The 22053-nt window shown below is 70.9% G+C and carries 20 protein-coding genes; 8 read left to right on the plus strand and 12 right to left on the minus strand.

Annotated features, from left to right (window positions below; genetic code table 11):
* Nucleotides 1-91 precede the first annotated feature (91 nt).
* On the plus strand, nucleotides 92-1177 hold the full coding sequence (gene ychF / locus OG994_RS29595) for a redox-regulated ATPase YchF (RefSeq protein WP_328851639.1): 1086 nt from the start codon (nucleotides 92-94) through the stop codon (nucleotides 1175-1177).
* Nucleotides 1178-1423: 246 nt separating this feature from the next.
* Here ychF and OG994_RS29600 read toward each other — a convergent pair whose 3' ends face one another.
* Entirely contained in the window at nucleotides 1424-2050 is a 627-nt protein-coding gene (locus tag OG994_RS29600) for a class I SAM-dependent methyltransferase (RefSeq protein WP_328851640.1), read from the minus strand.
* Nucleotides 2051-2374: 324 nt separating this feature from the next.
* On the opposite strand from OG994_RS29600, the gene OG994_RS29605 reads away from it, so the two are divergent.
* Nucleotides 2375-2860 (plus strand): hypothetical protein, encoded by a 486-nt coding sequence (locus tag OG994_RS29605; protein WP_328851518.1) that lies wholly within the window; start codon nucleotides 2375-2377, stop codon nucleotides 2858-2860.
* Between the two features lie 19 nt (nucleotides 2861-2879).
* Here the strand turns inward: OG994_RS29605 and OG994_RS29610 are convergent, their stop codons facing one another.
* Nucleotides 2880-4688 (minus strand): IS481 family transposase, encoded by a 1809-nt coding sequence (locus tag OG994_RS29610; RefSeq protein WP_328851517.1) that lies wholly within the window; start codon nucleotides 4686-4688, stop codon nucleotides 2880-2882.
* A 708-nt stretch (nucleotides 4689-5396) separates the two neighbouring features.
* On the opposite strand from OG994_RS29610, the gene OG994_RS29615 reads away from it, so the two are divergent.
* Nucleotides 5397-5948: a hypothetical protein gene (locus tag OG994_RS29615; RefSeq protein WP_120328970.1), complete on the plus strand. Its 552-nt coding sequence runs from the start codon at nucleotides 5397-5399 to the stop codon at nucleotides 5946-5948.
* A gap of 153 nt (nucleotides 5949-6101) precedes the next feature.
* On the opposite strand, the gene OG994_RS29620 is transcribed toward OG994_RS29615, so the two are convergent.
* The gene (locus OG994_RS29620; protein ID WP_328851641.1) at nucleotides 6102-6437 is read right to left on the minus strand and encodes a hypothetical protein; all 336 of its coding nucleotides are present in this window, start codon (nucleotides 6435-6437) and stop codon (nucleotides 6102-6104) included.
* 249 nt (nucleotides 6438-6686) lie between these two features.
* Between OG994_RS29620 and OG994_RS29625 the strand changes: the two genes are divergently transcribed.
* On the plus strand, nucleotides 6687-7214 hold the full coding sequence (locus OG994_RS29625) for a GNAT family N-acetyltransferase (protein WP_328851642.1): 528 nt from the start codon (nucleotides 6687-6689) through the stop codon (nucleotides 7212-7214).
* 102 nt (nucleotides 7215-7316) lie between these two features.
* Here OG994_RS29625 and OG994_RS29630 read toward each other — a convergent pair whose 3' ends face one another.
* The 3 genes from OG994_RS29630 to OG994_RS29640 form a co-directional block, all read right to left on the minus strand.
* The gene (locus OG994_RS29630) at nucleotides 7317-8186 is read right to left on the minus strand and encodes an AraC family transcriptional regulator (RefSeq protein WP_328851643.1); all 870 of its coding nucleotides are present in this window, start codon (nucleotides 8184-8186) and stop codon (nucleotides 7317-7319) included.
* 173 nt (nucleotides 8187-8359) lie between these two features.
* Entirely contained in the window at nucleotides 8360-9301 is a 942-nt protein-coding gene (locus tag OG994_RS29635; RefSeq protein WP_120328973.1) for a sulfite exporter TauE/SafE family protein, read from the minus strand.
* Between the two features lie 499 nt (nucleotides 9302-9800).
* On the minus strand, nucleotides 9801-10106 hold the full coding sequence (locus OG994_RS29640) for a 4a-hydroxytetrahydrobiopterin dehydratase (RefSeq protein ID WP_120328974.1): 306 nt from the start codon (nucleotides 10104-10106) through the stop codon (nucleotides 9801-9803).
* Nucleotides 10107-10290: 184 nt separating this feature from the next.
* Here OG994_RS29640 and OG994_RS29645 point away from each other — a divergent pair, with 184 nt between their 5' ends.
* A complete protein-coding gene (locus OG994_RS29645; RefSeq protein WP_328851644.1) occupies nucleotides 10291-10752 on the plus strand; it encodes a (deoxy)nucleoside triphosphate pyrophosphohydrolase in 462 nt (153 codons plus the stop codon).
* 122 nt (nucleotides 10753-10874) lie between these two features.
* Here the strand turns inward: OG994_RS29645 and OG994_RS29650 are convergent, their stop codons facing one another.
* The 6 genes from OG994_RS29650 to OG994_RS29675 form a co-directional block, all read right to left on the minus strand.
* Nucleotides 10875-11972, minus strand: a complete 1098-nt coding sequence (locus tag OG994_RS29650; RefSeq protein ID WP_120328976.1) for a succinate dehydrogenase/fumarate reductase iron-sulfur subunit — start codon at nucleotides 11970-11972, stop codon at nucleotides 10875-10877.
* A gap of 5 nt (nucleotides 11973-11977) precedes the next feature.
* Nucleotides 11978-13891, minus strand: coding sequence for a fumarate reductase/succinate dehydrogenase flavoprotein subunit (locus OG994_RS29655; protein WP_120328977.1), 1914 nt, complete (start codon nucleotides 13889-13891; stop codon nucleotides 11978-11980).
* 11 nt (nucleotides 13892-13902) lie between these two features.
* Nucleotides 13903-14709 (minus strand): hypothetical protein, encoded by an 807-nt coding sequence (locus tag OG994_RS29660; protein WP_120328978.1) that lies wholly within the window; start codon nucleotides 14707-14709, stop codon nucleotides 13903-13905.
* Between the two features lie 403 nt (nucleotides 14710-15112).
* The gene (locus tag OG994_RS29665; protein WP_328851645.1) at nucleotides 15113-16504 is read right to left on the minus strand and encodes a TldD/PmbA family protein; all 1392 of its coding nucleotides are present in this window, start codon (nucleotides 16502-16504) and stop codon (nucleotides 15113-15115) included.
* Nucleotides 16505-16553: 49 nt separating this feature from the next.
* Nucleotides 16554-17990 carry a TldD/PmbA family protein gene (locus OG994_RS29670; protein WP_328851646.1) on the minus strand — a complete coding sequence of 479 codons (1437 nt, stop codon included), beginning with the start codon at nucleotides 17988-17990 and terminating at the stop codon, nucleotides 16554-16556.
* 33 nt (nucleotides 17991-18023) lie between these two features.
* Entirely contained in the window at nucleotides 18024-18572 is a 549-nt protein-coding gene (locus OG994_RS29675; protein ID WP_328851647.1) for a Uma2 family endonuclease, read from the minus strand.
* A 238-nt stretch (nucleotides 18573-18810) separates the two neighbouring features.
* Here OG994_RS29675 and OG994_RS29680 point away from each other — a divergent pair, with 238 nt between their 5' ends.
* Genes OG994_RS29680 through OG994_RS29690 form a run of 3 tightly spaced genes read left to right on the plus strand, consistent with a single transcriptional unit; the run spans nucleotide 18811 to nucleotide 22051 of the window.
* Nucleotides 18811-19914: an ABC transporter ATP-binding protein gene (locus OG994_RS29680; protein WP_120328980.1), complete on the plus strand. Its 1104-nt coding sequence runs from the start codon at nucleotides 18811-18813 to the stop codon at nucleotides 19912-19914.
* Nucleotides 19911-21047 carry an ABC transporter ATP-binding protein gene (locus tag OG994_RS29685; RefSeq protein WP_328851648.1) on the plus strand — a complete coding sequence of 379 codons (1137 nt, stop codon included), beginning with the start codon at nucleotides 19911-19913 and terminating at the stop codon, nucleotides 21045-21047. The genes OG994_RS29680 and OG994_RS29685 overlap by 4 nt, the downstream gene beginning before the upstream one ends.
* On the plus strand, nucleotides 21044-22051 hold the full coding sequence (locus tag OG994_RS29690; RefSeq protein ID WP_120328981.1) for an ABC transporter permease: 1008 nt from the start codon (nucleotides 21044-21046) through the stop codon (nucleotides 22049-22051). Before OG994_RS29685 ends, OG994_RS29690 begins: the two co-directional genes overlap by 4 nt.
* The last annotated feature ends 2 nt before the right edge of the window (nucleotides 22052-22053 follow it).

The raw sequence follows: 22053 nt of genomic DNA on the forward strand, positions 1-22053 counted from the left end.
GCGGCGCCGCCGGGCGCTCCCGGCCGGGCCGACGCCGCGACACCGCACCGCGTTCCCGGTGGCGGGTCGCATCGGCGTAAGCTGGCTCGTCGTGAGTCTCACCATCGGCATCGTCGGCCTGCCCAACGTCGGCAAGAGCACCCTGTTCAACGCGCTCACCAAGAACGACGTGCTCGCGGCGAACTACCCGTTCGCCACCATCGAGCCCAACGTCGGTGTCGTCGGGCTGCCCGACGAGCGGCTGCACAAGCTCGCCGAGATCTTCAGCTCCCAGAAGGTGCTGCCCGCGCCCGTGTCGTTCGTCGACATCGCCGGCCTGGTGCGCGGCGCCTCGAAGGGCCAGGGCCGGGGCAACGCGTTCCTGGCGAACATCCGGGACGCGACGGCGATCTGCCAGGTCGTCCGGGCCTTCTCCGACCCGAACGTGGTGCACGTCGACGGCAAGGTCTCACCGGCCGACGACATCGAGACGATCAACACGGAGCTGATCCTGGCCGATCTCCAGACCCTGGAGAAGGCGGTGCCGCGGCTGGAGAAGGAGGCTAAGCTCCGCAAGGACCGGGCCGCCGCCCTGGCCGCCGCGAAGCAGGCCGTCGACCTGCTGGACAGCGGGGTGACCCTCTACGCCGGCGGCAAGGACGCGGGCATCGAGGTGGAGCACCTGCGCGAGCTGCACCTGCTCACCACCAAGCCGTTCCTCTACGTCTTCAACGTGGACGAGGCCGAGCTGGGCAACGCCGAGTTCCTCGACGAGATGCGCGCCCTCGTGGCGCCGGCCGAGGCGATCTTCATGGACGCGAAGATCGAGTCGGAACTCGTGGACCTGCCCGAGGACGAGGCCCGCGAGCTGCTGGAGTCGATCGGGCAGAGCGAGCCGGGGCTGGATCAGCTGGTCCGCGTCGGGTTCCGCACACTCGGGCTCCAGACGTACCTCACGGCCGGCCCCAAGGAGGCCCGGGCCTGGACCATCCCGATCGGCGCGACCGCGCCGGAGGCAGCGGGCGTCATCCACTCCGACTTCCAGCGCGGCTTCATCAAGGCCGAGGTCGTCTCCTACGACGACCTGGTCGCGGCCGGCAGCATGGCCGCCGCCAAGGCGGCCGGCAAGGTCCGCATCGAGGGCAAGGAGTACGTCATGCAGGACGGCGACGTCGTGGAGTTCCGCTTCAACGTCTGAACCGCGCTCGTTCCCGCAGGTCAGGAGGGTGCACCCTCGCTCTGGGGCACACCGGGGGCACAACCCCACGCCTCATCGACAGCCCGGCGGGTGCGTTCCTCCGAGTCCGGCATCAGATGCCCATACGTCGACAGGACCAGGTTCGCGTTCTCGTGCCCCAGCCGTTCGGCGACCACGATGACCGACTCGCCCTGCCTAGTCCCACCACGTTGACAGATCCGTCCCACCACATGCTTGACGATTGGTCTAGATGAGTGGTCGCTGCGCCCAGAAGAGGGTGTGTCCGCTGCTGCCCTCTGGGACGAAGCCCTCGGAGGTGATTTTGAGTTCCGCCTGTTGCAGCCAGGTCCGGTAGGTGGGGGCGTCGGCGTGGCTCCACCACATGGCGGCGGGGCCGTCGAGCCAGTTGTCCTCGGTGCCGGTCCAAGCGTTGTGGCCGGTGGTAGCAAGCAGCCAGCCTCCAGGGCGTAGCCAGGTGGCGACTTGGTCGATGAGACGTGGTTGGTCGACTAACGGCATGTGGATGAGCGCGTAGAGGCAGACCACGGCGTCGAACGACATCGGGGGCAGTTCGAGCTGAGTGGCGTCAGCGCGGAGGAAAGTGGCGGTCGGCACCAAGCGGCGGGCTCGCTCGATCTGCACGTCGCTGATGTCGACTCCGGTGACGTGGTGCCCCGCGTTCGTCAGGAAGCGAGCGGCCGGCACGCCGCAGCCGCAACCGAGGTCGAGGACCGATGCTGCGGGCGGTAGACGCCGATGCAGGTCGGCCAGCCAGGGTGCGTATTGGCCATCGTCGGCGTCGTCCGCACGGTAGTGGTAGGAGAGGGCGTCGTAACCTCGTCGGACCAAGTCACGCTCGTCACTGTTGCTCACACCGCCTCACGTTACGAGTCTCGGCGTCGGTTGCCGAGTCGCTTTCCGGCGGAGAGCCCAGGGCCGGCAGCGAGCCGCCCCGTACAGCTACCGGCGCGGATCATGTCAAGCATCTGGTGGGACGCGACTGTCAAGCATGTCCCGTGACGGGACAGGCCGGCTGCCGGCGATGCCTGGTCTCGCGTGATGGTTGACGGAACGGCGTCGCAGGATGCTTGACGCCAGGTCGTGATCGAATAGGTCTGGTGCTTCGGTCGATGGTAAGGGTGTCGGGCTTCTGAGTGGTCATGGTCCGGTCAGCCGTCGCGCCCGTAGGATCTGCTGATGATCGAACCGTCGCCGGTCACCCGGTCGTCGTTGCGGCAGGTGTTTCCGATCGTGGCACCGATGCCGATGGCCGAGCTGCCGACCCGCATGTGGTCCGACGAGCAGTGGGAACGGATCAAGCTCGGTTACGAGGCTCGCGACATGGACGAGAAGTGGAACGTGTTCGTTGAGGACCAGGTCGCGTTCCTGCATCGCAGCTGGACCGGCAACGGGGTCTTCGAAGCGTCGTTTGCGCCCGTTGGTGGCGGTGGTTGGCGGATTTCAGCGGCGACGGTGGAGTCCGACCCGTCGCGTTACCGTCGCAGCTCCGAACGATACGACCGAGTGATGGTCGAGCTTGTGCTCAGCGCGATCGTGCTCGGTGAGCCTGCCCTGGCACTGCGCGCCGAGCTGGTCGCGCTGACATCGCAGGAGTCTGGACGCACCGACCTCCCTGCGGGCGTCATCGAACACAGTGCGCTCGGGCTGAGGTCAGCCCCCTAGCCGATGACAAGATGCCAGATCACGCCCGAAGGCGAGGCTGCCGAGCCCGACCCGGGATGGTGATCTGGTGTTTGGCTCTGGTGCGGTTCAGATCGGTGGTGCTGCGGCGGGGAACGGCCGCGATCGGGGTGCCGGCGTCGAAGACGGTGACGGTGTGCTCGTCGAGGGCGACGGTGACGAGTTTGCGGGCGTGGACCTTCCCGACTTGGATCTTCTGTCCGGCGACCTGGAAGCTGCCGTTGATCGACACAACCCGCTCGACGGTCGGGGCGGTGGCCGGTGGTGGGACTGGGGAGGCCGAGCGGGCGTCGCGGATACGGCCAAGCGCGGTGGGCGGGAGCGGGCAGCGCAGGGTGCGGCGCAGCTGCCCGGCGTCGTCGATGACGTGCAGGAGGATGCCGTCGAGGCGGATCCGGATGCGCTGGCCGGCAAGGGGCATGCCGACGCTGATTTGGCGGCCGGCGATGCTGATGCCGCCGCAGGCGTTGACGATGCGGTCGACTTCGACGGCGGTGGTCTGCGGCTCAGGTTGGGGTAGTGGGGGCGGTCCGGCGGGTGCGGCGCCGTCGGTCAGTAGGCGGGCCAGGTCGCGTTGGGACAGCCTTGATGGGCTGGACTTGATGCGGGCGCCGTCGGCGGTCAGGACGTGCAGCCGGTCGGTGTCGACCCAGATCGTGACTGGGGTGCCGGCGAGGGCGGGGCCGAGCCACAACTGCTGCTGGGCGACGGTCAGATTGCCCGACGGTGGCACCACCCGGAGGAGCTGCACCGGCTGCGGTCGGCCGGTGGACACGGTCAGCGACGTGTCGATCTCGACGGCGGGTGGCTTCCTCGGGGCCGGTGGTGCGGTGGGCAGCAGCCCGGACGGCAGGCGCAGCGGCAGGGCCTCCGCTGCGGACCGGTCGCGTCCGGGGGCGGTGCGGAAGCGGTCGGCGGGGAAGGCGTCGTCGATGCCCTGGTGGGGCCGGTCGTGGTTGTATTCGGCGACGAAGGCATCCACCGCGGCCTGGGCCTGCTCGACGGTGGCGAACACCCGGCCGTCCAGGCATTCACCCTGCAGGCTCTGGTGGAACCGTTCCACCTTTCCGGTGGTGGTCGGGGTGCGGGGTTTGGTGTTGCGGGCCACGATGCCGTTCTCCCGGCAGATCCGCTCGAACAACACCTCACCTGGGCGGGGCTTGGTGAACCGGCCGGTGAACTGCTTGCCGTTGTCCGTCAGAACCTCACCCGGCACCCCGAACCGGGTCAGGGCGGCGGCGAACGCGGCGCAGACGGCCCGGCCGGTGGCCCGGCGCACCACCGTGGCGATGACGCAGTAGCGGGAGTGATCGTCCAAGCCGGTAACGACCTTCGCTTCGGTGCCGTCAGTGAGGAGGACACCGCCGACGATGTCCATCTGCCACAGCTCCATCGGCTCCGGGCGTTCCCACCGCCGGTAGTCCTCCCGCCGGCGCTTCCGAGGCGTCGCCGGGACGAGGTTGTTGCGCCGCAGGATCCGATACACCGTCGCCCGAGCCGGGGCAGGAGTCACCCCGCGACGGCCTGCCTCGAACCGCAGCCGGCGCGGACCCCACCGCGGATGGTCCCGGCGCAGCTCACACACCAACGCCTCCGTCGACGCGTCAACCCGGTGCGGGCAGACATGCGGACGATGCGAGCGGTCCTCCAAGCCCTTGACGCCCTCGGCGGCATACCGGGCCAGCCAGTTGTGGATCGTCTGCCGCGACACCCCATACCGGGCGGCGACCTCGGTCTTCGGAGTCCCACCGAGGCATTCCATGACGGCGTGAAACCGCTGCTCCATGACGCTCAACTCCGCGAGTCCCACCCGGTGCTCCTCCCGCCTGAGTTACAGGCGCAACGAGCACCAGGCCGACCAGGTGTCAAACATCAACCGAGGCCGCAGTGTCAACCATCAACCGGCGCAGGACAGCCGGCTGCCGGCGAAGTGGTTCAAAGTTTCTGTACGTCTTCAAGGCGGCCCGCAACGGGCCGCACGCGCCGCCGCCTGGGCGCGCGCCGGCCGCTGCCGCTGTCGCTCTGCGGCCGTCACGCCAGATGCCCGGCGGCTGGCGCGGAGGGCGGGAAGCCCGGGGCCGCCGCAGACGGACCGGTCTGGGAGTGGTTGAGGTTCGCGGGCCGGCAGCCGGCCGCGCCGCGTCCGAGCGACGCGGCGCAGGGGAGGGCACGCCGGGTCCACGCGGCGGGTCGAGGCGGCGAACCGGTCGCGGTCAGTGCGCCTCCGGCGGGGGCGCAACGACTCCAGGATGGCCGGGGCTCCGTCCGCGCGTTGCGGCCGTGGGTGGTTGCGCAGGGCCATCCCGCCAGCCGACGACCCAGGCGAGCCGAGCAGACCACCGCCCGACCCGCCAGCGTCCGAACGTGCGTCAAGGTCCGATTGACGTGGCGGGCCGGGCGGTGGCCCGCTCCCCAGGAGGGCGAGTCGGCGGCAGACGGGATGGCAAGATATTCCGGAAGGTGCTGTTGTGCTCGGGGTAAGGGTATTGCGCTGTCGACCGTTCGTAGGAGGGCAACCATGCCGACCCGGCACAGCCGCCACGGCCTGACGTTAAGTCCGGAGTACCGGATGGTCGTTCTACGCGACGTCTACTGCGACGCCGCCGTGAATTCATCGGCCGCGATCAGCGAGGCCAACAAGAATGTGGCAGCCAGCACCGGATACGATATCTACATCGTCGTGAGCCAGGACCTCATAAGGGTACGAGCCGACGTGGAGATCTGGGACGAGGCCCCCGATGATGACCTGTGCGCGCACGGGTGGGCGGGTCCCCTGACGTTCGACCTGGACTGTCCCACGGGGAATTTGCAGGTTGGCGACATCTTCGGCACGGTCATTACTGGCATTGACCCGCCCAAAGGGCCTGGGCGGTATGCGGTCGTGCTGTTTCATCGCGGGCGTGAGCAGGCCGAGAGGGCGCGCTACGAGATTCTGAAGGTGATGGGCACTGACGGCGACGATGAACGCATCGCCGACCTACAACGACAGCACTCCGGCATCGAGCAGTACCTGATGCGGATCTGGTGGCAGACCGACCTGCCACCAGACGAAGACGATGAAGACCTGTGACGACGCAGGAACCCGTCGCCTGAGTGACCAACTGGGTGACGACCGGGGCGACCGATGCCGGACGCCCACGGACGATGGTGGACTGTTCCGGCAGCTCGCCACGGTTGCTCGCCCAGCTCATCGGCCACTGATCATTCTTTCGGGACGAACGAGTCAAGTACCGGCCGGCCGTTCCAGTTGCCGACGAGCATCCCGCCACAGACGCTCGAACTCTTCGGAGGACAGGATTTCCAAGGCAGGTTCCAACGCGGAGCCGGGTGGAGGAAACGGGGCCCCCGGCACAACCCCGTACCGCCGTTCGTACTCGGCTACCGCGCTCACGGTCCCTGAGTCACGAGCGATGAGCACCTCTGAAAGCGACGCCGCCGCCAAGAAGATCCCGTCCGATCCGCGTTGCTCAACGTGGCGCAGCGCCCACCGGTCAGCATCCAGCTCGTCGTAGTTCCAAAGGTCGTCATCGGGCCAATACCAACGGACGTAGGTGAGCACGCGGCCATTGTCGCGAAGCCGGTGGTAGTTGCGCGGCCGAGGGGGGCTGGGGCACACAGGGGGCACAAGACAGCGTGAAATGACGTCAAGGAGCGACCAGCGATGCGAAGCTCCGGACGGTCCTGGCCAGCGCGGCAGGCACGTCCTCGCAGGTCATGGGAAGACCCCTCCTAGTTCCGCTTCAACGCCTGAATCCGACCCGAGTCGGGCTGTTGGGGATGGCACCTGCTCGCCTGGGACGATGGGCCGGTGAAGATCACTCGACTCATCAACCCGGAGGATGCGCCGGTCCTGGCCCAGGTGCTCCGCGCCAACCGTGACTTCCTCGCGCCGTGGGAGCCGGTCCGGGGCGAGGACTACTTCACGGCGGACGGCCAGCAGGCCGTCATCGCCGCCGACCTCCAGCAGTACGAGCAGGGATCGAAGCTGCCCCACGTCATCCTCGACGACGGTCACGTGATCGGCCGCATCACCCTGAACGGCATCGTGCGCGGCCCGTTCCAGTCGTGCTCCATGGGCTACTGGGTCAGCGCCAGCCACAACGGTCGAGGGTTCGCGACGAGGGCGGTGCGCGAGATCGTGCGGGTGGCCTTCGACGAGTTGGGGTTGCACCGGGTGCAGGCGGAGACCCTGTTGCACAACGTCAGGTCGCAGCGGGTGCTGGAACGCAACGGGTTCGTACGGTTCGGCATGGCGCCGGAGTACCTCCACATCGCCGGCCGGTGGCAGGACCACGTCATGTTCCAGGTGGTGAAGCCCTCGCCGCCGGCCGGCTGAACGTCGCTGCCGAGCGGCGGGCGCGAGCCACTGGCCCGCGCCCGCCCCCTCGGCGTGGTGCGCGATGTGGCGGGCCCAACCGGGCTGGTCAGGCCCGTTCCGTCACGCCGGTTCGACGGGCAGCCACAGCTCGCAGGTCGCGGTGCTGAAGTCGTCCGCCCGGTCGAGGACCGAGACGATGGACGGTCCCGGCCGCAGCCGCCACGGGTTCGAGGGGAACCACTCGGTAGCGGTCGCGGCCCAGGTGTCCTGCAGGACCTGCGGGTGAGGCCCGGAGGTGCGGAAGACCGCCCACATACCGGCCGGCACCTCGATGGCGTCGAGGTCGTCCGGGACGGGCGTGTCGCGGGAGGTCGCGACCCCGTGCAGGTAGGTCAGCTCGCTGCCCTCGGCGGCGTCGGGACCGAGGTCGTCACTGACCTGCAGCAGACCTCGGGGCTCGGCGTCGCTGAGAGCCTTCAACCGGGCGTGCTCCTCCGGCGGCAGCGCGGCGATGTGCCGCTGGATGTGCGGGTTGACCCCCCGGTAGATCAGGGGGACCCGGGCGGCGTGTCCGACGAGCCGGAACGCGGGGCGGTCGACGATGCGGGTGTCCATGGGGATGCTCCCTTCGACGGTCAGGTGGAACCTGAGGTGCGGTTGGGTACGAAGGGGGCCCCCGTCACGGCGTACGTCCCCGGGGCTGACCCCGTGGACCGCCCGGAACGCGCGTCCGAACGCCTCGGTCGAGCCGTATCCGTGCCGGACGGCGACGGTCAACAGGTCGTCCTCGCCCCGGATGACGTCGGCGGCGGCGACGGTCATGCGGCGTCGGCGTACGTACTCCGACAGCGGCATGCCGGCCAGCGACGAGAACATCCGGCGCAGGTGGTACTCGGTCGTGCCGAGCCTTCTGGCCAGGCCGTCGACGTCGAGCTCCTCGGTGAGGTGCTCCTCGACGAGGTCGACGAGCCGGTTGAGTGCCGAGATCACGAGGCCTCCCTTCGACGTCAAGCCTGGTCGAAGGATCGTAGGCCCCGCCCGACCGCTGTGGTCCGATCCGATCGGGCGTCCCGACCACCCCGCGAGACGGTGTCGCCCTCCCGGAGCGTTCCGGGAGGGCGACAGCGGTCGAACGGGCCGTGCCGGCCGGCCTCGGGAGGCGGTCAGGTGGCGGGTGCGGCGGCCTTGTCGGCGGCGGCCGCGGCGGCCTCGGCCTCGGCGATGACGCGGCGTTCCTCGTCCCGGTGCTTGCGGTACTGGTGGAACGACCACGCGAGGGCGGCCGCCCAGGCGACGTAGATGGCGGCGTAGAAGGTGTAGCGGACGCCGTCGGGGGCGTCGATCCAGTCGCTGCGCAGCAGGGTCCGGGTGTTGGTGAGGATGATGATGCCGCCCACGGCCGCACCGAGGACGCGGGGCGGGATGTGCCGGACGAGCCAGGCCGCGATCGGTGCGGCGATGATGCCGCCGATGAGCAGCGCCGCGACCCAGGCGTAGTTCACGCCTTCCGAGCCGATGCCGAGGATGAAGCCGATGCTGGCGGCGACGGCCACGAGGAACTCGCTGGTGTCGATCGAGCCGATGGTCTTGCGCGGTTCGAGCCGGCCGCTCGCGAGGATGGCCGGGGTGCCGACCGGCCCCCACCCGCCGCCGCCGGTGGAGTCGACGAACCCGGCGACCACGCCGAGCGGGGCGAGGAACCGCTTGCGCAGGGGCTTGCCGAGGCGGTCCTTGGGCAGGCCGACCGCGGTGAAGCGGACCAGGATGTAGAGGCCGAGCGCGAGCAGGATGATCGACATCAGGGGCGCGGCCGTCTCCGTCGACAGGCTCGACAGGAACGTGGCTCCGGCGAACGCGCCGACGGCCCCCGGAATGCCGATCTTGGCGACGACCTTCCAGTCGACGTTGCCGAACCGCCAGTGCGCGGCGCCCGAGACGAGCGTCGTGCCGATCTCGGCGAGGTGCACGGTGGCGGACGCGGCGGCCGGGTTCGTGCCGATGGCCAGGAGCAGGGTGGTCGAGGTGACGCCGTACGCCATGCCGAGGCTGCCGTCGACGAGCTGGGCGCCGAGGCCGACCAGGGCGAGCAGGAGCAGTCTTCGCACGAGTACTCCAATCGGGGGTGCCGTGTCGGGCTACCGGTTCGGGCGTCGCTGCCCGGCCAGCGGGTCGGTGAGGTGGAACGGGTCGAGGAGGCCGGCGAGGGTCTGCTCCCCAACTGGCTATTATTCCTACTTGTTTGGTGGAGAATACGACCCGCCGGCATCCCGGGCAAGACTCGGCTCGATCCGTAGGATTCGCGCCGATCCCTCGGCCGGCGCGGGCGGCGCGGACGATCCCGGTGACTGCCGACAGGTCGTGCGGCACCGCGACGAGTGTGCGCGGAGACTCGCGCCGGGCGGTGGTCACGGCGCGAGCGGCGGCCGCGGCCTGGTCGGGCTACGCGCCGCCGGCGTTGCGGGCGGCCTGGTTGCCAACGATCGGAACGGTCGCGGAACCGCGGGCGGGCACGCCCGCCTGCGGGCGCGTGGCGGCGGGTCGACGGCGTACGCCGGAGGGGAGAACGTGCGGCGGCGCCGGTGGTCGTCGCGGCGCCGGGGGTGGTCAGGCCTCGGTGACGGCCCGGTACGCGTCCTCGATGCGGGCCGCGAGCAGAACCTCACCCTCCGTGAGGGGAGAATTGCCGTGGCCCACGCGGATCAGGGTCTCGTCGGCCCGGCGGCTGATCTCCGGGCGCAGGTGCAGCGCGTCCGCGACGACCTTCACCCGCTCGGTCAGCGCGGCGTGCTGGCTGTCGTCGATCACGAGGGTCCGTCGGATCTGCTCGCCCTCCCGGGTCCACCCCGAGAGCAGCGTGAGCGCATCGGAGAGGTAGTCCTGCTTCGCCCGGCTGTTGAACAGCGCGCGCATCACCGCACCTCCCAGGCGCCGTTGCCGGCTCGTGGCCAAATCGTCGCCATCCCGTGTCTTGTCGGTGGCCTCTAGTTTTGTCGCCTCACTACGCGTGTGTCCACGCCCACACTTCCGGGTCTTCCTGACCTAGCGGTCGGTTACGGTACCCAAACCGCCGATTGATCTGGCACCCTGGACGGCCGTGCAGACCGAACGGGCGAGTGGCGGCGGGCAGAGCCCGCGACGGGAGCTCAAGGTGATCGTCGGCGCGGCGATCCTGCGGGACGGGCGGGTGCTCGCCTGCGCCCGCTCGGCCCCGCCGGAGGTGGCGGGCATGTGGGAGTTCCCCGGCGGCAAGGTGGAGCCGGGGGAGTCGGAGACCGACGCGCTGGTCCGCGAGTGCGCCGAGGAACTGGCCGTACGCGTGGAGATCGGCGACCGGGTCGGCCGCGACGTCAGGATGGCCCACGGCCGTTCGGTGCTCAAGGTGTACGCGGCGCGCCTCCTCGGCGACGCCCAGCCGCAGCCGCTGGAGCACTCGGCCCTGCGGTGGCTCTCCGCCGCCGAGCTGGACTCGGTGACGTGGCTGCCGGCCGACGCGCCCATCGTGGCGGCGCTGCGCCCCCTGCTCACCGCCGACGCGCCACCCGCGTCCACGCGCTGATCATGAGGTTGGCGGGCCGATCGGAGATCGGAAACGCCGCCAATCTCATGATCGACCGAGGCGACGACGGGGACGGGGGCCGACGGCATCTGCCGCGGCCCCCGTCATCGTCGTCGATGTGCTCAGTGCTTGTCCTGCTCCGGGTGGGCGAAGTTCAGGTGCTCCGGAGGCAGCGGGAACGTGACGTCGTCGCCGAACGGCGACGGCGCGGCGGCCCGGTCGAAGGTGAGCTCGGTGAGCGGCAGCTTGCCCCGCTCGTCCACCGCGGGCGCCGTGGGGTGCGGCACCTCGCGGTGCCAGTTGACCCCGCTCTGCGCCTGGGCCTCAGCCTTCGGGTCGTGCGAGCCGCCCGCGTGCGAGTGCACACCGCCCCGGCTGGTGCTGGGCGTCGCCGGGCCCGCCGCACGGGCGCTGGTCACGCTGCTCTGGGGCGTCTCACCCCGACGGAAGATCTTGCTACCAAGCCACACAAGGGGATCGTACCTGCGGTCGACGACCCGCTCCTTCATGGGGATGATCCCGTTGTCCGTGATCTTGATGTGCTCCGGGCAGACCTCCGTGCAGCACTTGGTGATGTTGCAGTAGCCGAGGCCCATCTCCGCCTGCGCGTACTCCTTGCGGTCGGTCCGCGCGTCGAGCGGGTGCATGTCCAGCTCGGCGGCCCGGATGAAGAACCGCGGCCCGGAGAAGGCCGGCTTGTTCTCCTCGTGGTCCCGGATCACGTGGCACACGTTCTGGCACAGGAAGCACTCGATGCACTTGCGGAACTCCTGCGAGCGCTCCACGTCGACCTGCTGCATCCGGTAGTCACCGGGCGCCACGTCGGCCGGCGGCGCGAAGGCCGGCGTCTCCCGGGCCTTCTCGTAGTTGAACGAGACGTCCGTGACCAGGTCCCGGATGACCGGGAACGTGCGCAGCGGCGTGACCGAGACCGTCTCGTCCGGCTCGAACGTCGACATCCGGGTCATGCAGGCCAGCCGCGGCTTGCCGTTGATCTCCATCGAGCACGAGCCGCACTTGCCGGCCTTGCAGTTCCACCGGCAGGCCAGGTCGGGCGCGTCGGTGGCCTGGAGGCGGTGGATGACGTCGAGGACGACCTCGCCCTCGTTCACCTCGACCATGTAGTCCTGCAGGTCGCCGCCGTTCTCGTCGCCCCGCCAGATGCGGAACTGCCTCTTCGCGGCCGCCTTCCCGGCCGTCGGGGAGCTCTGCTCTGCCATCGGTGTCAGCTCTCCTTCTCAGCGAGGGCGTCGAACTCCGCGAGTTCCTCGTCCGTCAGGTACTTGGCCAGCTCGGAGCGGTCGAACAAGGTGATCAGCTCCGGGCGCATCTTCGGCAGCGGCTTCCGCTCCAGCCGCACCGTGTCGCCCTGGAGCGAGCACACGAGGTTCACCCGGCGCCACTGCGGGTCCATCGTCGGGTAGTCCTCCCGGGTGTGGCCGCCGCGTGACTCGCGGCGCTCCAGCGCCGCCTTCGCGGTGCACTCCGACACCAGCAGCATGTTGCGCAGGTCGAGCGCGAGGTGCCAGCCCGGGTTGTAGCGCCGGCCGCCGGCCGCGCTCACCTTGGCCACCCGCTCGCGCAGCTCGGCGAGGCGTACCAGGGCGTCGGCCAGTTCGTGCTCGCGCCGGATGATCCCGACGAGGTCGCCCATCACCGCCTGGAGGTCCTGCTGGAGGGTGTACGGGCTCTCGCCGGTGTCCCGCTGCAACGGCGCCAGCGCGGTCTCCACCGCGGCCTCGACCGCCTGCACGGCGACCTTCGGGCGGCTGGCGAGGCTGTCGGCGTACGAGGCGGCGTGGCCGCCCGCCCGCTTGCCGAAGACCAGCAGGTCCGACAGGGAGTTGCCGCCGAGGCGGTTGGAGCCGTGCATGCCGCCGGAGACCTCGCCGGCGGCGAAGAGCCCCTGGACGTGGCCGATCGCCGCGCCCGTGTCCGGGTCCACCTCGACGCCACCCATCACGTAGTGGCAGGTCGGGCCGACCTCCATCGGCTCCTTGGTGATGTCGACGTCGGCCAGCTCCTTGAACTGGTGGTACATCGAGGGCAGCCGGCGGCGGATCTCCTCGGCCGGGAGGCGGCTCGCGATGTCGAGGTAGACGCCGCCGGCGGGGGTGCCCCGCCCGGCCTTGACCTCGCTGTTGATGGCCCGGGCCACCTCGTCGCGGGGCAGCAGCTCCGGCGGGCGGCGGTTGTTGTCCGGGTCGGTGTACCAGCGGTCCGCCTCCTCCTCGGTCTCCGCGTACTGCTTGCGGAAGACGTCGGGGACGTAGTCGAACATGAACCGCTTGCCCTCGGAGTTCCGCAGCACGCCACCGTCACCGCGGACCGACTCGGTGACCAGGATGCCCTTCACCGAGGGCGGCCACACCATGCCGGTCGGGTGGAACTGGAGGAACTCCATGTTGATGAGGTTGGCCCCGGCGCGCAGCGCGAGCGCGTGGCCGTCCCCCGTGTACTCCCACGAGTTCGAGGTGACCTTGTAGGACCGGCCGACGCCGCCGGTGGCGAGCACCACGGCGGGCGCCTCGAACAGGATGAACTCGCCGGACTCCCGGTAGTAGCCGAACGCGCCGGCGACCCGGTCGCCGTCGAGCAGCAGCTCCGTGATCGTGGTCTCGGCGAACACACGGATCCGCGCGTCGTACGAGCCGAACTCGCGCTTGTCCTCCTGCTGGAGCGACACGATCTTCTGCTGGAGGGTGCGGATCAGCTCCAGGCCGGTCCGGTCGCCGACGTGCGCGAGCCGCGGGTACTCGTGGCCACCGAAGTTCCGCTGGGAGATCTTGCCGTCCTTGGTGCGGTCGAAGAGCGCACCGTACGTCTCCAGCTCCCAGATCCGCTGCGGCGACTCCTTGGCGTGCAGCTCGGCCATCCGGAAGTTGTTCAGGAACTTGCCGCCGCGCATGGTGTCGCGGAAGTGCACCTGCCAGTTGTCGCGCGGGTTCACGTTGCCCATGGCGGCCGCGGCGCCGCCCTCGGCCATCACCGTGTGGGCCTTGCCGAAGAGCGACTTCGAGATGATGGCGGTCTTCTTGCCGGCGAGCCGCGCCTCGATCGCCGCGCGCAGGCCGGCGCCGCCGGCCCCGATCACGACGACGTCGTAGTGGTGTCGTTCGATGCGAGTGGTTGTCGTCATGGCCAGGCCCTCTAGTTGATGAAGCGCAGGTCGGGGATCCAGTCGGCCGCCACCGCCATGATGTAGAAGTCGGTGAGCGCCAGGGTGCCGAGGGTGATCCACGCGAGCTGCATGTGCCGGACGTTCAGCCAGGACACGCCGGTCCAGGCCCGGTAGCGCAGCGGGTGCTTGGAGAAGTGCTTCAGCCGCCCGCCGATGATGTGCCGGCAGGAGTGGCAGGAGATGGTGTACGCCCAGAGCATCACCACGTTGCCGATCAGGATGAGGTTGCCCAGCCCGAACCCGAAGCCCTCGGGCGAGTGGAAGGCGAGGATCGCGTCCCACGTGTTGATCAGCGAGATGATCGCGGCGGCGTAGAAGAAGTAGCGGTGCAGGTTCTGGCCGAGCAGCGGGAAGCGCGTCTCACCGCTGTACGCCTTGTGCCCGTCCGGCACGGCGCAGGCCGGCGGCGAGAGCCAGAACGACCGGTAGTACGCCTTGCGGTAGTAGTAGCAGGTCAGGCGGAACAGCAGCAGGAACGGCAGGGTGAACGCCGCCTCCGGGATGATCCACCAGTCGGGCAGGACCCGTCCGAAGTGCGCGGAGCCCTCGACGCACCGTTCGGTGATGCAGGGGGAGTAGAACGGGGTCAGGTAGTGGAAGTCCTCGACCCAGTACCACTTGTGCATGAAGACCCGGACCGTCGCGTACGCGACCCAGGCGGTGAGCCCGACGACGGTGATCAGGGGGGCGAACCACCAGCGGTCGGTGCGCAACGTCCTCGCCGCGATGGCGGCGCGCGCCCGCGCTCCCCGCGGCATCGTTGCCGTTGATGTCATTCGTCGTCTCCTCGACGGGCCCGCACACGCGGGCGTCTCTGCTCCGGTCGGCACGCGGACCGGCGAAACCGCACCCGCTTGCCACGTCATGCGCACACCAACGACCGCGCCGAGGCTGTCGGCGCAGCTAAGTGACACACGTTACGCCGATCTTCGCGGGCCGTCCGCGCAAGGCAGTGTCCCGTGTGTCCGCCGCTCCGGGAAGTCTCGGCATGGCGATCGATGTGGCGATGTTAGGAAGTTCACTGCGTGGCCCTGACGCCGGGGTGGGTGAGCAGCGGGGAACGCGCCACCATCCGGAGGCCGCGGGCCGGCGGCTGTCCGCGGGCTGGGCGCTGTCCGCGCGCCGGCCGCTGCCCGCGGGCCGGGCGCTGCCGGCGGTGGCCTCGGGCCGGGGGAGTCGTCAGCCGGACGCGCCGCCGGTGAAGTGCCAGGAGGCCAGCCGGATCGGCGGAGCCTCCCACCACGCGCCGTCCACCCGGTCCGGTTGGCGCACCGGATGCCGGCCCAGCCCGAGCACCGCGCCCGGCGCCAGCGCCCGCGGGTACGACTCGGTGAACCGGAAGTCGCGGACCGCGGCGGTGACGACGCCGTCCTCGACGAGCCACACCCCGTTGCGGGTCAACCCCGTGATGACGAGGCTCTTCGGGTCGAGCACCCGGGTGTACCAGAGGTCGCTGACCAGCAGCCCCCGCCCGACCTGCGCGACGAGGGCCGCGGTGTCCACGTCGGCCACCGCGCCGGTCGGGCCTGCGGCGCCCGGCTCGGCCGCGTCCTGACCGCCCGCGGCGCCGAGCAGGCGCAGGTTGCGGGGTATCGGCCCGAAGCTCGCCCCACCGGGGACCGCGTGGCCGGTCGACTCGGCGCCCGCCTGCGCGGCCGTACGCCGGTCGTGCGCCACGGTGCGGGTGGTGCCGGCGTCGACGAGCGTGACCCGTCGCCGTGGCGTGCCCTCCAGGTCGAAGGGCAGGTCGGCCGCGCCGAGCGGGTCGTCGACCAGGGTGACGGCCGGGTCGAACTGCGCGGCGCCCGGCTCGGCGAAGGACTGCCGCTCGACGTGGCGTTTGCCGTTGAAGCCGTACCAGGACAGGTTCTCCAGCAGGTCCGCCACGGCGGCCGGCTCGAACACCACCTCGTAGCGGCCCGGCGCCAGCTCGACCGGGTCGGCCCCGGCACGCGCCTTCGCGGCCGCCCGGGCGCCCAGCTCGGCGCCGTCCAGGTCGGCCAGCCGGTCGACGCACAGCCGGGCCACACCGTCCGCCCCGCCGGTGCGGGCGATGCCGTCCATGGCGGCCTCGGCCGAGCGGCCCTCCGCGCTGTGCCCGGCCGTGTTGGCGAACGCCGACGAGCGGTGGGCCGTGCGGCAGTATCCCGCGGTCTCCAGCCCACCGGCCGCCGCCACGAACGCGCGCACCCGCTCGGCGCGCTCGTCCGGCTCGGCGTACGCGGTCGCCTCGTTGACCGTGGCGCCGGACGGCACCGGGGTGGGTGGGGTCAGCCCCGGCCAGGCCGGGTCGGGCGGGCACAGCCGTGCGGCGGCCAGGGTCCGCTCGACCAGCGCGCGGAGCCCGTCCGGGCTCACCACGCTGCCGCTGCCCGCGGCCGTACGCCCGTCGACGTGCACCCGCAGCCGCACCCCGACGGTCGACTCCGCGACGTTCTGGTGGATGAAGGAGTTCGCGAACCGGGTCAGCGCCAGGTCGGCCCGGGTCACCACGGCCTCGGCCTGCGCGCCGGGGCCGCCGAGGCGGCGGACCAGGTCGACCACCTGACCGGCCAGTTCCCGCTCGCTCACGCGACGACCCCTTCCGCTCCTGACCGCGGCGCTCCCACGTTCCGTACGTTCACGCCCGCACCCCCACCCGGACGTTGCGGAACCGGGCCGGCGCGGCCGGGTGGCCCGTGTGCCCGACCTGGCCGGGCTGCCCCTTGCCGCAGTTCGGGGTACCCCAGGCGACGGTCTCGGAGGAGAGCATGTCCATCGACCGCCAGAAGAGCGGACCGATGCCGGTGTAGGTGGGGTTGCGCAGCATCCGTCCCCGCCGGCCCTTGCGCACCTCCCAACCGATCTCGCAGCCGAACTGGAAGTTGAGCCGCTTGTCGTCGATCGACCAGGACCGGTTGACGTCCATGAGCACCCCGTCGTCGGTGGCCGCGATGATCTCCTCCAGCGTGTGCGGGCCGGGCTCCAGGCCCACGTTCGTCATCCGCACCATGGGCAGCCGGGCCCAGCCGTCGGCGCGTACGCTCCCGCCGTACGGCAGGCCGGCGACGGCGGCCGAGTCACGGCCGGCGAGCACACCCACCCACCGTCCCTCGCGGACGGCGTCCCGCTTGACCGCCGGTGAGCCCTCGTCGTCGTACCCGAAGCTGCCGAGCGCGCCGGGGATGGTCGGGTCGATGGTCACGTTCATGAGGTCGGAGCCGTACCGCAGCGTGCCGAGCTGCGCGAGGTCGAGCCAGGACGTGCCGGCGAACGCGGCCTCCCAGCCGAGGATCCGGTCCAGTTCGATGGCGTGCCCGACCGACTCGTGGATCTGCAGGGCGAGCTGCTCGCCGCCGAGGATCAGGTCGGTCTCGCCGGCCGGGCACAGGGGCGCGGTCAGCAGCGCGCGGGACTCCTCGGCGATGCGCGCCGCGTGTGCCGCCAGGTCGAGCGAGGTGACCAGTTCCCAGCCGGTGGTGCCGTACTGGCCGCGGTAGCTGGGGTAGGAGCGGCGCTGGGTCTCGCCGTCGCCGATCGACGTGGCGGAGATGCCGGCGCCGCACTCCCGGATGCGCTGGTCGATCCGGTGGCCCTCGCTGGAGACGAACCACTTGGCCGTGTCCCAGATCTGGTAGAGCCCTTCGGCGACGTCGGCGCCGTGCGCCGCCATGGTCGCGGTCGCCTCGACCAGCAGGTCGCCCTTGTCGGAGAGCGCCACAGTCAGCGGATCGACCTCGCACCCGGAGGCCCACGTCGCGGTGACGGGCTCCGCGGGGACCAGCTCGACGGGTGGCCCGGGGACGCGTCCGCTCGCGGCGGCGATCCGTGCGGCGCGGCGGCCGGCGTCGCGGGCCGCGGCGTCGGACAGATCGGGTACGGCGTGGAAGCCCCAGCTCGACCCGACCAGCGCCCGTACGCCCAGGCCGACGCTCTCGTCCTGGGTCAGCTCCTCGATCTCTCCGTTGCGCGCCGACATGGACTCGTAGCGCCGGTGCATCACCCGGGCGTCGGCGTAGCGGGCTCCGGCGTCGAGGGCGGCCTGCACGGCGGCGGTCGCCGCGTCGAACTCGCTCATGCGACCGACCCTAGGTGAGCCGGCCGACATCCGTCAGGTGACGAGATCCTCCGGTCGGATAGCGGCCTGGACGGGCTCGGTGAGCGTCAGGGTCTCCCCGCGCTTGGCGGTCGAGTGCTCGACGCAGTGCCGGCCCTGGCGCCGATACAGGTGCAGCGCGCCGACCTCCTGGTCGACGAGCAGGTACCAGTCGATGCCGGCGGAAGCGTAGTAGTGCATCTTGAGCACCTTGTCGGTAGCGGCGTTGCTGCGTGACACGATCTCGCCGACCAGGCGCACACCCGCGGCCTCGACGTACAACTCGTCGAGATCCACCGGTGAGGTGATGACCAGGTCCGGGATCGGGACGCGACCCGGCCGGAGGCGGACGTTCACCGCCTCGAGCAGTTCGAGTCCTACCGCTTCGGCAGCCGGCTCGAGGATGTTCCCGAGCCTGCGGGAGATGCGTTGGTGCCGTGGGGTGGGCGCAGGGGTCACGTGGAGGCTCCCGTCGAAGAGTTCGACGCGTTGCCGCGTCTCGCCGAGGGCGAGGTACTCCTCTTCGGTCCACGGGCCTTCGTGGTCGAACACCGCCGCGGTCATGGTCACCTCCACCTCGTGCCGGCGGGAATCGTCACCGTGCCACGGCGACCATCGTCGCACCTGCCGTGCGATCGCGCGGCGCGGGAGACGGAGTTGCGGACGTGAATCTCCTGCTGAGGGCTGGTCAACCTCGAAACGCAGTCGTTACGCTCAGGCCGCTGACAGCCCACGTTTTGTAGCTTATTTTCGCCTCCAGAACTTTGCTGTAAGTTCTCTTCGTCACCGAGGGGAGGCGGTCGTGGGCAGGTCGGAGTCGGTGCCGTCCGGGAGACCGGACCGCCCCGCGGTGCCGGAGCAGCGCTCCGGTGAGGATCCCTATCTGCGGGTGCGCGACCTGCGGGTGCGTTTCGACACCGAGGACGGCGTGGTCCGCGCGGTGGACGGCGTGTCGTTCGCGGTGGAGCGCGGGCGGACGCTCGGCATCGTCGGCGAGTCCGGCTCGGGCAAGAGCGTGACCTCGCTGGCCGTCCTGGGCCTGCACAACCCCAAGCGCGCCACCATCACCGGCGAGATCTTCGTGGGCGGCCGCCAGCTGGTCGGTCTGCCGGAGGAGGAGGTACGCCGGCTGCGCGGCCGGGACATGGCGATGATCTTCCAGGATCCGCTCTCCGCGCTGCACCCGTACTACACGGTGGGGAAGCAGATCGCCGAGGCGTACCGGGTGCACCACCCGCGCGCCGGCAAGCGGGAGGCCCGGCAGCGGGCGGTCGACATGCTCGGCCGGGTCGGCATCCCGCAGCCCGCGCGCCGCTTCGACCAGTACCCGCACGAGTTCTCCGGCGGCATGCGCCAGCGGGCGATGATCGCGATGGCGCTGGTCAACGACCCGGACCTGCTGATCGCCGACGAGCCGACGACGGCGCTGGACGTCACGGTGCAGGCGCAGATCCTGGACCTGCTGGCCGACCTCCAGGCCGAGTTCCACTCGGCGATCATCATGATCACGCACGACCTGGGCGTGGTCAGCCAGGTGGCCGACGACGTGCTCGTGATGTACGGCGGGCGGGCGGTCGAGCACGGCAGCGTCGAGCAGGTGCTGCGCCGACCGCAGCACCCGTACACCTGGGGGCTGCTCTCCAGCGTGCCGTCCCTGCACGGTGACGCGGACGCGGACCTCGTGCCGATCCGGGGCAACCCGCCGAGCCTCATCAACCTGCCGTCCGGCTGCGCCTTCCATCCACGCTGCCGGTACGCCGACCGCAACGGCGACCGCTCCCGCACGGAGGTGCCCGAGCTGCGCCCGGCCGGCGAGGACGGCCACCAGGTGGCCTGCCACCTGGCCGCCGAGGAGCGGACCCGGCTGTACCGGGAAGAGGTCGCACAGGTGGGAGTGGCCCGGTGAGTCCAGTGGAGGAGGCCGCGGCGCGTCCGGTGACCGAGACCGAGCCGTTGCTGCGGGTACGCGGCCTGACGAAGCACTTCCCGGTGCGGACCGGGTTCCGCAGCCGCAGCCTGGTGCGTGCGGTCGACGGGCTGGACTTCGACGTGCGACCGGGGGAGACGCTCGGCCTCGTGGGCGAGTCCGGCTGCGGCAAGACCACCACGGGCCGGATGCTGGTCCGCCTGCTGGAGCCCACCGCGGGCACCATCGAGTTCGATGGGCGGGACATCACCCACGCCGGCCGGCGCGAGCTGCGCCCGCTGCGCCAGGACCTCCAGATCATCTTCCAGGACCCGTACGCCTCGCTGAACCCCCGCCACACGGTCGGCCGGATCATCGCGATGCCCCTTCAGGTCAACGGCATCGAGCCGCCGGGCGGCGTCAAGGCGCGGGTGCAGGAGCTGCTGGAGATCGTCGGGCTCAACCCGGAGCACTACAACCGGTACCCGCACGAGTTCTCCGGCGGGCAGCGGCAGCGGATCGGCATCGCCCGGGCGCTCGCGCTGCGGCCGAAGCTCATCGTCGCCGACGAGCCGGTGTCCGCCCTGGACGTCTCGATCCAGGCGCAGGTCATCAACCTGCTCCGCGAGTTGCAGCGTGACCTCGGGCTGGCGTTCGTCTTCATCGCCCACGACCTGGCCGTGGTGCGGCACTTCTGCCAGCGGGTCGCCGTCATGTACCTCGGCAAGATCGTGGAGATCGGCGACCGGGACGACATCTACGAGCGGCCGCAGCACCCGTACACCCGGGCGCTCCTGTCGGCCATCCCGGACGTGACCCGGCTCGGCCCCGGCGGGCGGATCCGGCTGGCCGGCGACGTGCCCACCCCGCTCGACCCGCCGTCGGGCTGCCGGTTCCGCACCCGCTGCTGGAAGGCGCAGGACATCTGCGCGACGGAGGAGCCGGCGCTCGTTCCCCGGGCCGGCGGCGACCAGGCCACGGCGTGCCACTTCCCCGAGTCGGGGCCGGTCGCCGCCGCGACCGGTGCGCCGGCCGTGGCGGACGACGCCGGCCCGGTGGCGGACGACGGGACGGCCGGCGCGGGCGCCGCGGACGGCGGTTCCGGCACGACGGTCGAGGAGGTGTCGAAGTGAGCCTGTCCCCGGTCGAGGGAGTGGCGCTGGCCGAGATCGAGTCCGGCGGCGACGCGGAGGCGCCGGAGCGCAAGGGCGTCGTCGGCCGCTCGCCCGGCCAGCTCGCGTGGGCCCGGCTGCGCCGCGACCGTACGGCGATGGTCAGCGGCGGGATGCTGGTCCTCTTCATGGTGCTGGCGCTCGCCGCGCCGCTCATCCAGATGGTGTACGGGATCGGCCCCCGGGAGCAGTTCCAGCACCTGCTGGACGGGTTCGGCATGCCGCTCGGCTACGCCGGAGGCGTCTCCGGCGACCACTGGTTCGGGCTGGAGCCGGGCCTCGGCCGGGACATCTTCATCCGGCTGATCTACGGCCTGCGTACCTCGCTGTTCATCGCGTTCGCCGCGGCGGTCATCACCGCGACCATCGGCATCGTGCTCGGCACGCTCGCCGGCTACCTCGGCGGCTGGCTGGACGCGGTGATCAACTGGATTACGGACCTGACCCTCGCCATGCCGTTCCTGGTCATCGCGCTGGCGCTCACGCCGACGCTCGTGCTGCGGTTCTACGGCGAGCGGGAGGCCGTCTCGCCGGCCTTCGGGGTCGGCGTGCTGATCGCCGTCTTCGCGATCTTCGGCTGGACGAGCACCGCCCGGCTGGTCCGCGGGCAGGTGATCGCGCTGCGCGAGCGGGAGTTCGTGGAGGCGGCCCGGGCCAGCGGCGCCGGGCTCGGACACATGCTGTTCCGGCAGTTGCTGCCGAACATCTGGGCGCCGATCCTCGTGTCGTTCTCGCTGGCCGTGCCGCAGTTCATCACCAGCGAGGCGGCGCTCTCCTTCATCGGTGTGGGGCTGAGCGACGAGACGCCCAGCTTCGGCCGGATGATCTACCGCAGCCTGGACTACCTCCAGACCGACCCGGCGTACGTGTTCTTCCCCGGCGTCATGATCTTCGCGCTCGTGTTCGCCTTCAACCTCTTCGGCGACGCGCTGCGCGACGCCCTCGACCCGAAGTCGTCCCGGTAGGG

Source organism: Micromonospora globbae (assembly GCF_036184225.1).
In the GTDB taxonomy this organism is placed as follows: Bacteria; Actinomycetota; Actinomycetes; order Mycobacteriales; family Micromonosporaceae; genus Micromonospora; species Micromonospora globbae.